The 11,375-nt window shown below is 73.1% G+C and carries 10 protein-coding genes; 6 read left to right on the top strand and 4 right to left on the bottom strand.

Annotated elements, in window-relative coordinates; genetic code table 11:
- Positions 1 to 145: 145 nt before the first annotated feature.
- Positions 146 to 514: a hypothetical protein gene (locus N4G70_RS00575; protein ID WP_261710349.1), complete on the top strand. Its 369-nt coding sequence runs from the start codon at positions 146 to 148 to the stop codon at positions 512 to 514.
- Here the strand turns inward: N4G70_RS00575 and N4G70_RS00570 are convergent.
- Positions 500 to 1,300 carry an RDD family protein gene (locus N4G70_RS00570; protein WP_261710348.1) on the bottom strand — a complete coding sequence of 267 codons (801 nt, stop codon included), beginning with the start codon at positions 1,298 to 1,300 and terminating at the stop codon, positions 500 to 502. The genes N4G70_RS00575 and N4G70_RS00570 overlap by 15 nt on opposite strands.
- Positions 1,301 to 1,398: 98 nt before the next feature.
- Positions 1,399 to 2,892: an RDD family protein gene (locus tag N4G70_RS00565; protein ID WP_261710347.1), complete on the bottom strand. Its 1,494-nt coding sequence runs from the start codon at positions 2,890 to 2,892 to the stop codon at positions 1,399 to 1,401.
- A gap of 386 nt (positions 2,893 to 3,278) precedes the next feature.
- Here N4G70_RS00565 and N4G70_RS00560 point away from each other — a divergent pair, with 386 nt between their 5' ends.
- Together N4G70_RS00560 and N4G70_RS00555 are read left to right on the top strand one after the other, a co-directional pair.
- A complete protein-coding gene (locus N4G70_RS00560; protein WP_261710346.1) occupies positions 3,279 to 4,445 on the top strand; it encodes a glycosyltransferase family 39 protein in 1,167 nt (388 codons plus the stop codon).
- 698 nt (positions 4,446 to 5,143) lie between these two features.
- Complete coding sequence (locus tag N4G70_RS00555; RefSeq protein WP_261710345.1) at positions 5,144 to 5,632, top strand: SsgA family sporulation/cell division regulator; 489 nt, start codon at positions 5,144 to 5,146, stop codon at positions 5,630 to 5,632.
- A gap of 10 nt (positions 5,633 to 5,642) precedes the next feature.
- Here N4G70_RS00555 and N4G70_RS00550 read toward each other — a convergent pair whose 3' ends face one another.
- On the bottom strand, positions 5,643 to 7,010 hold the full coding sequence (locus N4G70_RS00550; protein WP_261710344.1) for an FAD-binding oxidoreductase: 1,368 nt from the start codon (positions 7,008 to 7,010) through the stop codon (positions 5,643 to 5,645).
- A gap of 98 nt (positions 7,011 to 7,108) precedes the next feature.
- On the opposite strand from N4G70_RS00550, the gene N4G70_RS00545 reads away from it, so the two are divergent.
- Complete coding sequence (locus tag N4G70_RS00545; RefSeq protein WP_261710343.1) at positions 7,109 to 8,776, top strand: lipopolysaccharide assembly protein LapB; 1,668 nt, start codon at positions 7,109 to 7,111, stop codon at positions 8,774 to 8,776.
- Positions 8,777 to 8,883: 107 nt separating this feature from the next.
- Here the strand turns inward: N4G70_RS00545 and hppD are convergent, their stop codons facing one another.
- A complete protein-coding gene (gene hppD / locus N4G70_RS00540) occupies positions 8,884 to 10,029 on the bottom strand; it encodes a 4-hydroxyphenylpyruvate dioxygenase (RefSeq protein WP_261710342.1) in 1,146 nt (381 codons plus the stop codon).
- 121 nt (positions 10,030 to 10,150) lie between these two features.
- Here hppD and N4G70_RS00535 point away from each other — a divergent pair, with 121 nt between their 5' ends.
- Both N4G70_RS00535 and N4G70_RS00530 read left to right on the top strand, forming a co-directional pair.
- Positions 10,151 to 10,636 carry an Lrp/AsnC family transcriptional regulator gene (locus N4G70_RS00535; RefSeq protein WP_120723151.1) on the top strand — a complete coding sequence of 162 codons (486 nt, stop codon included), beginning with the start codon at positions 10,151 to 10,153 and terminating at the stop codon, positions 10,634 to 10,636.
- A gap of 24 nt (positions 10,637 to 10,660) precedes the next feature.
- A complete protein-coding gene (locus tag N4G70_RS00530) occupies positions 10,661 to 11,308 on the top strand; it encodes an ABC transporter permease (protein ID WP_261710340.1) in 648 nt (215 codons plus the stop codon).
- Positions 11,309 to 11,375: the final 67 nt, after the last annotated feature.

The raw sequence follows: 11,375 nt of genomic DNA, 5'->3' as shown, positions 1-11,375 counted from the left end.
CGTGGGTTAGGTCACGCTTACCAACAGTTCCGCTCGGGCATGGACCGACGTAGAGTCGCTTGGCAGTGCGATCCGGTGGCCCGCCGCCGGTTGAGAACGGTCAAAGGCTCGCCCCCCTATCCGAACCATGAGGACGGATAACGCCATGCCGCGTCCCACTGCCGCACAGCTCTCCTACGGTTCGGCCACCGTCGTCTTCTCGACCGTCGCCATGCTGCTGCTCTCCCGCACCGAGTCCGGCGTCGGGGTGGCGGTCATCGTGCTCGCCGCGCTGCTCCTGGGTCTGCTCGTCGCCGTGACGGTCCCCATGCCGCTGGCCGCCCGCCGGGCGCGCGCGGACGCCAACGCCGACGGCCGCACGGTCCCGGCCGCGGATGCGGCACCGGTGAACCGTGCGGCCGTCGTCGAGACGTCCGCCGCGGGGGCCACCGCCTCGCCGTCGAGGCAGTGGGGAAGCGTGGTGGCCCCTCGCGAGCAGCGGGCGGCGACCCGCCAGCACTCACTGCGGAGTTGAGACCACCACCGTCTTGCCGGCCTTGTCGTGCCAGCCCTGCCGGTACGGCTTGTCCGTCACGATCGTGATGCCCAGGACGATGTCCCACAGGCAGTAGCAGCAGAGCACGAACGGCGCCCACAGCACGGCCGCCCGGGCGAGCGCCGCGTTGGTGGTGGGCACGCTGCCGTCGTTGAGCATCGCCACCCGCAGCCCGAGCAGCTTCTTGCCGAGCGTCTGCCCGGACTTCGACACCATCAGGGTGTCGTAGCCGATGTAGACGACGAGCGTGATCAGCAGCCAGAGCAGTCCGCTGCCGGAGTACGCCTTGCTGATCACCTCGGTACCGGAGTCGCCGTTGTCCGAGGTGGAGATGACGACCCGGTCGCTGGTCGCCCACTCGATCAGGCCGAGCGGGATCGCGATGATGAGGAAGTCGATGAAGCGGGCCAGGAACCGCTTGCCGAAGTCGGCGAGCGGCGGCATCCCGGCCAGCGGGTCGACACCGCCGTACTGACCCCCGTAGGGGTCGGAGGGCGGTGGCGGGGCGCTGCCGTACGGCGAGCCGCCCCCGGGGGGAGGCGGCCCGCCGTACGGGCCACCCGCGCCGGACGGCGGAGGCGGAGCGCCATAGGGGCCCTCACCGCCGGACGGCGGACCCGAACCGTAGGGCGAGTCACCGGGCGGCCGCCCCGGAGGCGGCTGCGTGCCGCCGTAGGGAGAACCGCCCTGGGGAGGCTCTGACGGCTTCTTGAGGAACGGGTCGTCCTCGGGCGGCTGACCGGGCGGCGGCTGATCGGTACTCATGCCGGTAGTGCAACGCGCGCGCGATGCGACCGCGACCGGAGGGACGCCGTTCGGGGGAGGCCGCAGAGGCCCGGCCCGCCCCCGCGAACGGCCCGGACCTACCCCTGCGCCACGAAGGTGTGGGCCGCCTTGTCGTGCCAGCACTGGCGCCAGGGGCGGTCGAACAGGCACCACGCGACGTTGACCACACCGATCGCGAGCAGCCCGAGCACCCCGTGGACGAGCCAGCGGCGCACCGCCTGGCCGAACGTCGGCGGCTCGTACGACTCGATGCCGCGCACCTGCACCCCGCACAGCCTCTTGCCGAGCGTGCGGCCCCACTTGGCGGTGGGCAGCGCCTCGTACAGCAGGCCGAGGACGAGGAACGCGCCGAGGACGATGCCGAGGAGACCGGCCGTCGTGCCGTCCAGGAGGTAGACGGTGACCGTCTGCCCCGACAGCTTCGCCGCGTCGATCTTCTGCTGGACGTGATCGGCGACCCGGGCCAGGAGCGGTACGGCCAGGCCCCCGACGAGGGCGCCGAGCAGCACGGTGTCGATGAGCCGCGCGATCAGCCGTCTGCCGAGGCCGGCGGGTCTGGCCGAGGCCTGCTCCCGGGCCGCGCGCAGGAACGGGTCGTCGACCGGGGGCTTCCAGGGCACGACCGGCTCGGGCGCCTGCGCGTCGGGCTGCGCGAGCCGGTGCACCTGCTGCGCCCAGGACGCGGCCCCTCCCCCGGGCCCGTCCGTCATCGGCGACGCGGGAACGGCGGGGTGCGGCTCGACGGGACCGGGCCGGGCCGGGCCCGGCAGGGGCTGTGGGCTCGCCGGGGCGGGCGTGGGGGCGGGCGCCGGGGCCTGGTTCGGCGCGGGCGCGGAGTACGCGGAGCCCGTCGGTACGGCCCCCAACGGGTCGGCGGAGGTGGGCAGTTGGGGCCGCACGGGCGTCGGCTCGACGGCGGCCGGCGGCGCCGCCGCGGCGAACGGCCCGAACGGACCGGGCTGGGCGGATGGGGCGGACCGCGCGGGCGGCGCCGGGTGCGCGGCCTGTACGGGCTGCGCGGTGTGCTGAGGGTTCTGGTGCGCCGCCGGGCCGCCGGGCCGCGCGGGCTCCCCGAAGGGGCGGGTGGGCGTGGGCTGCGCGGCCTCCGGGCGGCGGGGGTCGGGCAGCCGGCGGGGGTCGGGCAGGGACCGGGACTCGGCCTCCGGGAGCCCGCGCGGATCGACCGGCTGCCCCCAGGAGACCCGGCGGTCCTGGTCGCCGCCGAAGCCGGACTGGTGGGCGGCGTCCGCGTGCCAGGCGGGCTGCGACCGGGCGCCGGACTCTTCCTGGGCGGAGGCGGCCGAGGCCTCGGGCTCGTCGAGGAAGACCGGGCCCGTCTCCTCGGCGACGGCGCCGCGGGCCGGCGGCACGGCGGCGAGCGAGGGTCCCGGGGCAGGGGCGGCGCCCGGCGGCGGGGTGGGCGGCGCCTCACCCGCGGCGGGGGCCGGCCGACTCGTACCGGGCACCCAGGAGACCCCGTTCCAGTACCGGACATATCCGGGAATGGACGGGTCCGGGTAATACCCCTCCCGGGCTGAACTCCCGTCACTGTCGGGCGGAACCGTCGCCATGTCCCCAACTCCGTTTCGATCCAGCACTCTTGACCTCTGCCGCGGAACACCGGCCGGACCGGGTGCCGACCGCGCGCTTCCGCTTGTCCCAGGAGGACATTAGGGCCTGCGCGACGGGTGCCGCCGGGCGTGGGGCCCCCGGCACGCGCCGGACCCCTCCCGGCGCGTCGAAAAACCCCGGCGCCCGGCCGGTCCCGTCGGAGCGACCCTAACGAAGAACCCGGGGCCCGGTGGGGGGAAGCCGGGCAGGAAGCCCGCGTACGAGCGATGCCGGGGCCGGGTGTGATAGCGGGCCCGGGCCGCACGGCGGGGTCGGGCCGGTGCGTACAGTCGTTGCGGTTCGAACTGGTGCACCCGGCCCGGCCGGTCAGGAAGGCGAGTGGGCGATGAGCGTGGGGCTTGGCCCGACCCGGCACGGGGAAGGGGCGACCCGCACCCCGGCGGCGGTGTCCGGGGCGCGGCGCGCCTGGTCGGCGGTGGGCGCCTTCGCCGCGATCCGCGCGCTCGGCCTGCTCGCCCTCGCGCTGTGGTCCCGGGCCGACGGCAAGGACGCCCACGCCTTGCTGTCGGCGCGCTGGGACTCGCTCTGGTACGCGCGGGTCGTGGAGTCGGGGTACGACTTCACGCTGACCGCGCCCGACGGCAGAGTCCTGTCCGACCTCGCGTTCTTCCCGCTGCTCCCCTGGCTCGAACGGGCCCTCGCCGCGGTGAGCCCGCTCGGCCCCGGCGACGCGGGCCTGCTCGTCAGCGGCGTCGCGGGGCCGCTCGCCGCGTGGGGCCTGTATCTGACGGGCCATCACCTCCATGGCCACCGGGCCGGGCTGCTGCTCGCGGCGCTGTGGGCGGCGGTGCCGGTCGGGATCGTGCAGTCGATGGCGTACAGCGAGGCCCTGTTCACCGCGCTGGCCGCCTGGGCGCTGTACTCGGTGCTGCGACGGCGCTGGGTCGAGGCCGGGCTGCTCGCCTCCCTCGCGGGGCTCACCCGCCCGGTGGGGCTCGCGGTCGCCGCCGCGCTGTGGGCGGGGGCCGTCGTCGAGGCGCGGCGCACCCGTCGTGTGGACGCGCGGATGCTCGCCGGGGCGGTGGTGGCGCCGCTCGGCGCGGCGGGCTATGTGCTGTGGGTCGGGGCCCGGCGCGGGAGCGTGTTCGGCTATCTCGATGTGCAGGCCGAGTGGGGCAACGGCTTCGACGGGGGCCTGGCGTACGGGACGTTCATCGTGGACCACCTCGGCGGCTGGCCCGTCGTGCTGGCCGGGCTGGGTCTGACCGCGGGTACCGCGCTGGCGCTCTGGGCGTACGCGAGGTGCGTGCGGGGCGGTCAGCCGCTGCCCCTGCTCGTCTACACCGGCATCGTCATGGCGCTCGCGCTGTGCTCGTCGGGCTACTTCGGCTCCAAGCCCCGGCTGCTGCTGCCCGCCTTCCCGCTGCTGCTTCCGGTGGCGCTCGCCCTGTCCCGGATGCGGACGGCGCGGGCGGTGGCGGTGGTGGCCGCCCTGTCCCTCGCCTCCGCGGCGTACGGGGCGAGCTGGCTCAACGGCTCGGGCCCGCCGTAACGGCCACGCCCCAGCCCCCTCCGCCCTGCGGGCCGTGGTCGCGCCCCCAGCCCCCTCCGGCCTGCGGACCGTGGTCGCTTCTCGCGCAGTTCCTCGCGCCCCTCAACCCCTCTTCGGTCTGCGGGCCGTGGTCGCTTCTCGCGCGGTTCCTCGCGCCCCTGGAAACCCGCTTTCGTCTGCGGGCCGCAGGTGGCTGGTCGCGCAGTTCCCCGCGCCCCTAAAACCCCCGTCGTGTGCGGGCCCTGGTCGCTTCTCGCGCGGTTCCTCGCGCCCCTGGAAACCCGCTTTCGTCTGCGGGCCGCAGGTGGCTGGTCGCGCAGTTCCCCGCGCCCCTAAAACCCCGGTCGTCTGCGGGCCCTGGTCGCTTTTCGCGCAGTTCCCCGCGCCCCTTAGCGGTACTGGTGCTGGCCCGCATCGGGCATTTCAGCCCGTCCGGCGTTTGAGGACGAGCGCCGTTCAGGCGCGAACGGGGTCTGGGGCGGAGCCCCAGGGGGCCCGGAACCATCCAACCCTGCGCTTACGGGCGGGGTGGGTGGGCAAATCCCCCGGAAAAAAATCCCCGAAGTCGCGTAATCGCCGCGCGACAACCCGCTCTCACCCGGTACGGCCCGCCCCCGGGCCCCGTGCCGCCGGCACGACGACGTACGACGTACGGGACCTCGTACCGGCCCGTACCGGGAAGAGAAGAGGGACGCCTCATGCACACCGTCGTGGAACGCGAACTGGAGCTCAAGCTGGTGCTGTCGCCCGAGCGCAGCATCCCCGTGCCGGCCCGGCTCACCTACCGCACCGACGACCCCTACGCCGTGCACATCACCTTCCACGTCGGCTCCGAGACGCCCGTGCACTGGACCTTCGCGCGCGAGCTGCTGGTCGAGGGGGTGTTCAGGCCGTGCGGGCACGGGGATGTGCGGGTCTGGCCGACCAAGGTGGAGGGGCGCAACGTGGTCCTGATGGCGCTCACCTCGCCGGACGGCGACGCGCTGCTCGAAGCGCCCTCCGCCCAGGTCTCGGCGTGGCTGGAGCGGACGCTGCGGGCGGTGCCGCCGGGTTCCGAGACCGAGCGGCTCGGCATCGACGACGGCCTCGCCGAGTTGCTCGCCCCGGCCACCGGGCGCGGCGTGGACGAGCTGTGGCTGCGCGACCCCTGGCCCTCGGACGAGTCGCGCCCGGAGGACGGCGCGTGAGGGCCCGCGCTCAGAACAGCTTGCCCGGGTTGAGCAGACCCAGCGGGTCGAAGGCGTGCTTGACCGCGCGCTGCATCTCGACGCCGACCGGGCCGAGCTCGCGGGCCAGCCACTCCTTCTTCAGGACGCCGACGCCGTGTTCGCCGGTGATGGTGCCGCCCAGCTCCAGGCCGAGCGCCATGATCTCGTCGAACGACTCGCGGGCGCGCCGCGACTCGTCCTCGTCGGCGGCGTCGAAGCAGACCACGGGGTGGGTGTTGCCGTCGCCCGCGTGCGCGCAGACCCCGATGGTCAGGTCGTACTTGGCGGCGATCGCCGATGTTCCTTCGATCATCGCGGCGAGCTTCGAGCGGGGAACGCACACGTCGTCGATCATCGTGGCCGGTTTGATCGTTTCGAGGGCGGTGAGCGACAACCGGCGTGCCTGGAGCAGCAGTTCGGACTCCGCCGCGTCCTCGGCCGGAACCACCTGGGTGGCGCCCGCGGCGGTGCACAGCTCGCCGACGGCGGCGAGGTCGGCCGCCGGGTCCGGGGTGTCGAAGGCGGCGAGCAGCAGGGCCTCGGTGCTGTCGGGCAGGCCCATGTTCGCCATGCGGTTGACGGCCTGGATGGTGGTGCGGTCCATGAGCTCCAGCAGGGACGGGGTGTGCCCCCGCTCCATGATCCGTACGACGGCCTCGCAGGCGGCCGCGGCGGTGGCGAACTCGGCGGCGAGCACGAGCTGGGGCGGCGGCGAGGGCCGCAGCGCGAGCACCGCTTTGACAACGATGCCGAGGCTGCCCTCGGAGCCCACGAACAGCCGGGTCAGGTCGTACCCGGCGACCCCCTTGGCGGTGCGCCGGCCGGTGCTCATCAGCCGCCCGTCGGCGAGGACCACCTCAAGACCGAGGACGTACTCGGCGGTCACCCCGTACTTCACACAGCACAGACCGCCGGACGCGGTGCCGATGTTGCCGCCGATGGTGCACATCTCCCAACTCGACGGATCCGGCGGGTAGTAGAGCCCCCTCTCCTTGACCTCGCGCGACAGGACGGCGTTGATGACGCCGGGTTCGACGACCGCGACCCGGTCGACCGGGTTGATCTCCAGGATGCGGTCCATCTTGACCAGCGACAGGACGATGCAGCCGTCGCTGGCGTTGGCCGCGCCGGAAAGACCGGTGCGGGCGCCCTGCGGCACGACGGGCACCCGCAGCGCCGTCGCGGTGCGCATCACGTGCTGGACCTGCTCGACGGTGCGGGGCAGCACCACCACGGCCGGGGCGCCCGCCGCGCAGAAGCTCGCCATGTCGTGGGCGTAACCGCCGGTGATGTCGGGGTCGGTGATGACGGCGTCCGCCGGGAGGTGCTCCCGCAGCCGTACGAGAAGATCGTCCATTCCCTCAGCCTGGCACCCGGGGCCATCGGTGTGAACCCTTTCCCCGGCCGGTCGGGCGGTGCGCGGTGCGCTCTTCGTATTGACGCACAGTGAGCGCCATGGAGATCGCGAAGACCGAACAGGATGCGGACGCGGCACGGCGGGCGGCGTGGCTTTCGGCCTCGGCCGCGGCCCGGCGGACCTCGCCCCGGTCGGGGCCGCCCAAGGCGCTGAAGCGGACCGTACGGGTGGCCCTCGCGGCGGGCGTGCTGATCGGTGGCGTCGTGCTGATCATGCCGGACGACCAGGGACCGAAGGCGCCGCCGCCCGCGCCGGGTCCGGCGGCCCGGGCCCTGACGGCGGTGACCGGCGGGGCGCCCGCGTCGGTGGCCGATGTGACGGCGCTGATCACCGACCGGGCCGCCTGGGTGCGCACCCACCCCAAGGACGAGGCGTCCTGGGCGGTGCTCGGCTCGGCCTATCTGGAGCGGGGCGTGCGCGGCGCGGACTCCTCGTTCTATCCGCGGGCCGAGTGGGCGCTGCGGCGCTCCCTCGAAGTGCGGCCCAAGGACAACCTGGACGCCGAGACCGGGCTCGCGGCCCTCGCCAACGCGCGGCACGACTACGCGGCGGCCCGCACCCTGGCCGAGTCCGTACGCGCCCGCAAGGCGGACCGCTGGACGCTCTACCCGCCGCTGATCGAGGCGTACAACGGGCTCGGCGACGCGAAGGGCGCCGCCAAGGCGGTGGAGCGGCTGCTCGAACTGCGGGAGGGACCGGCCGCGTTGACGCAGGCGGCCGAGGTCTACCGCGCGCACGGCTGGCGCGAGGACGCCTCGGTCGCTCTGGACGAGGCGATCGCGCACGCCACCTCGCCCGTGCAGAAGGCGGCCTCGCTGGTGGCGGCGGGCGACCTGGCGTGGGAGCGGGGCGAGCCGGAGGCGGCCCTGGCGCGCTACGAGGCGGCCCTTCGCACCGACCCCGGCGCGCACGCCGCGCTCGCGGGCCGGGCCAGGGCCGAGGCCGGGCTCGGGAGGAAGCAGGACGCCCAGCGCGACTACCTGGCGGCCGTCGCGGTGCTTCCGCGCCCCGAATACCTGCTGGAACTGGGCGAGTTGTACGAGTCCCAGGGCCTGGACGGGGACGCGCGCACCTGGTTCGGCAAACTCCAGGAGCTGGCCGCGCGCGACGGCTCCAACGGAGTGGACGACGCCTTGGTGCTCGGCCGGTTCGAGGCCGACCACGGGTCGGCGCACGCAGCGGTGGACCGGCTCGAAGCCGAGTGGAAGGCGCATCCGAGTCCGGCCGTGGAGGACGCGCTCGGCTGGGCGATGTACCGGGCGGGCGAGCCGGAGGAGGGCCTGACGCATGTGAGGAAGGCGACCGACTCGGGCGTGCGCAGCGCCCTGTTCTCCTATCACCAGGCTGTCATCGAGCGGGAGTTGGGCCAGTCGGGCGCCGCACGACGCCATCTCCAGGACGCGCTGCGCACCAACCCGTACTTCTCACCGCTGCTCGGACCGAAGGCGAAGGAGGCACTCACGGCGCTCGGCGAGCCGCCCGAGGGCGGCCCGAGGGACATGTACGGCCATGTGGCGGCCGCCGCCGCGTCGGGGCCGTCGGGCTCCGGTTCGGGTTCCGGCTCCGGGGGTGAGGGCTCCTCGTCGTCCGGCTCGTCGTCGAGCCAGTCCGGCCAGTCGGGCCAGTCCGGCCAGTCGGGCCAGGGGGCCAAGCGGCCGGCCAAGCCCCGGCCCGCCAAACCCGCCAAACCCTCGCAGCGGCACTGAGGGCGGCGCCGGGCGGGCACGAAGACAGCGGCCCCACGGGTCAGGTCCGTGGGGCCGCTGACTCATGACGGTAACTCAATTACCGTACGGGCGCGCGCAGTTGCAGGTCAGAGGTTGCCCCGCAGCTCCTGCTCGCGCTCGATCGCCTCGAACAGGGCCTTGAAGTTGCCCTTGCCGAATCCCATCGAACCGTGCCGCTCGATCATTTCGAAGAAGACGGTCGGGCGGTCCTGCACCGGCTTGGTGAAGATCTGGAGCAGGTAGCCGTCCTCGTCGCGGTCGACCAGGATCTTCAGCTCGCGCAGCGTCTCGACCGGCACCCGGGTCTCGCCGGCCCACTCGCCGAGGGTGTCGTAGTACGAGTCGGGGGTGTCCAGGAACTGCACGCCGGCCGCGCGCATGGCCCGGACCGAGGCGACGATGTCGTTGGTGGCCAGCGCGATGTGCTGGACGCCGGGGCCGCCGTAGAACTCCAGGTACTCGTCGATCTGCGACTTCTTCTTGGCGATGGCCGGCTCGTTGAGCGGGAACTTCACCTTGAGGGTGCCGTCGGCGACGACCTTCGACATGAGTGCGGAGTACTCGGTGGCGATGTCGTCGCCCACGAACTCCTTCATGTTGGTGAAGCCCATGACGTTGTTGTAGAACGCCACCCAGTCGTTCATCTTGCCGAGTTCGACGTTGCCCACGCAGTGGTCGATCGCCTGGAAGAAGCGCTTCTGGACCGGCTCGACCATCGGCGCCGCCTCGACGAAGCCCGGCAGGTAGGGGCCGTCGTAGCCGGAGCGCTCGACCAGGGTGTGCCGGGTCTTGCCGTAGGTGGCGATCGCGGCGAGGACGACGGTGCCGTGCTCGTCGGAGACCTCGTGCGGCTCCTGGAGACCGGTGGCGCCGTGCTCGGTGGCGTACGCGTACGCGGCCCGCGCGTCCGGCACCTCGATGGCGAGGTCCACCACGCCGTCGCCGTGCTCGGCGACGTGCTCGGCCAGGAAGCGGCCCCGCTCGCTGGTGGCCTTGATCACGGAGGTGAAGACGAAGCGGGCGCCGCCGCTGGTCAGCACGTAGCTGGCCGTCTCACGGCTGCCGTTCTCCGGTCCGGAGTACGCGACCAGCTTCATGCCGAAGGCCGTCGAGTAGTAGTGCGCGGCCTGCTTGGCGTTGCCCACGGCGAAGACGACCGCGTCCATGCCCTTCACCGGGAAGGGGTCGGCCTGCCGCGCGGTTTCGGGGGTGTGATCGATGGTCTCAGTCATAGAGGGAGGGTCACCCCGGGTGGCAGGCTGCGCAATAGTTTGCGTTTTCACTGGTCAATGTGTGCGGTGAATCGCCAGGATGGGAGGGCGTTCTGTACATGATGACCATCCGGAGGCGGACATGGCGATCGATCATTTGGACGGGCGGCTGATCGTGCTGCTCGCCCGGGAGCCCCGCATCGGGGTCCTGGAGGCGTCCCGGCGGCTCGGCGTGGCGCGCGGCACGGTCCAGGCGCGCCTGGACCGGCTTCAGTCCAATGGAGTCATCCGGGGTTTCGGCCCCGACGTCGACCCGGCGGCGCTCGGTTATCCGGTCACCGCCTTCGCCACGCTGGAGATCAAACAGGGCCAGGGGGCCGACGTGCGGGCCCACTTGGCGTCCGTGCCGGAGGTCCTGGAGCTGCACACCACCACCGGCCACGGCGACATGCTGTGCCGCCTGGTGGCGCGCTCCAACGCCGATCTCCAGCGGGTGATCGACCGGGTTGTCGGTTTTGATGGCATTGTCCGGGCCTCCACGGCGATCGTCATGGAGAACCCGGTCCCGCTGCGGATCATCCCGCTGGTGGAGCAGGCGGGTCAGGACTCCGTGCCCGGCGGTGGCTGACCGAGGACCGACAGGGGTGAGCGCGTGGGCTTCTGGGACTATCTGTCCAGCAGGCACCAACAGCTGCTCACCGACGCCCTCCAGCACGCGAGCGCCGTGTTCCAGTGCATGGTGATCGCGACCGTGCTCGGCATCCTCATCGGGGTGGTGACCTACCGCAGCGGCTGGGCGGCGGGCCTCGCGATCACCTCCACCTCGACGGTCCTGACCATCCCCTCGCTCGCCATGATCGGTCTGCTGATCCCGCTGGTGGGGCTCGGGGTGGCGCCCACCGTCGTCACCCTGACGCTGTACGGGCTGCTGCCGATCGTGCGCAACGCGATCGTGGGACTGCGCGGCGTGGACCCCTCCCTCGTGGACGCCGCCAAGGGCATCGGGATGTCGCGCCCCGCCCGGCTGCTGCGGGTCGAACTCCCGCTGGCCTGGCCGCCGATCCTGACCGGCATCCGGGTCTCCACGCAGATGCTGATGGGCATCGCGGCGATCGCGGCGTACGCCTCCGGCCCCGGGCTCGGCAACGAGATCTTCCGCGGAATCGCCTCGCTGGGCAGCGCCAACGCCATCAACCAGGTGCTCGCCGGAACCCTCGGCATCGTGGTGCTCGCCCTGCTCTTCGACGCGGCGTACGTCCTGATCGGCCGTCTCACCATCCCGAGGGGGATCCGTGTCTGAGCGATCCGAGTCCGAACGATCCGTCTCCGAACGGTCAGCCTCCGAGCGGTCCGAGCCCGAGCGATCC

The organism is Streptomyces sp. ASQP_92 (genome assembly GCF_025399895.1).
Lineage (GTDB): Bacteria > Actinomycetota > Actinomycetes > Streptomycetales > Streptomycetaceae > Streptomyces.
This window is presented reverse-complemented; position numbering and strand designations above follow the sequence as displayed.

Excerpts from the sequence above, each read along its gene's own strand:
- N4G70_RS00535 (WP_120723151.1), top strand. The coding sequence starts at position 10,151 with ATGGCGATCGATCATTTGGACGGGCGGCTGATCGTGCTGCTCGCCCGG.
- N4G70_RS00545 (WP_261710343.1), top strand. The coding sequence starts at position 7,109 with ATGGAGATCGCGAAGACCGAACAGGATGCGGACGCGGCACGGCGGGCG.
- N4G70_RS00570 (WP_261710348.1), bottom strand. The coding sequence starts at position 1,300 with ATGAGTACCGATCAGCCGCCGCCCGGTCAGCCGCCCGAGGACGACCCG.
- N4G70_RS00560 (WP_261710346.1), top strand. The coding sequence starts at position 3,279 with ATGAGCGTGGGGCTTGGCCCGACCCGGCACGGGGAAGGGGCGACCCGC.
- hppD (WP_261710342.1), bottom strand. The coding sequence starts at position 10,029 with ATGACTGAGACCATCGATCACACCCCCGAAACCGCGCGGCAGGCCGAC.
- N4G70_RS00575 (WP_261710349.1), top strand. The coding sequence starts at position 146 with ATGCCGCGTCCCACTGCCGCACAGCTCTCCTACGGTTCGGCCACCGTC.
- N4G70_RS00555 (WP_261710345.1), top strand. The coding sequence starts at position 5,144 with ATGCACACCGTCGTGGAACGCGAACTGGAGCTCAAGCTGGTGCTGTCG.
- N4G70_RS00565 (WP_261710347.1), bottom strand. The coding sequence starts at position 2,892 with ATGGCGACGGTTCCGCCCGACAGTGACGGGAGTTCAGCCCGGGAGGGG.
- N4G70_RS00550 (WP_261710344.1), bottom strand. The coding sequence starts at position 7,010 with ATGGACGATCTTCTCGTACGGCTGCGGGAGCACCTCCCGGCGGACGCC.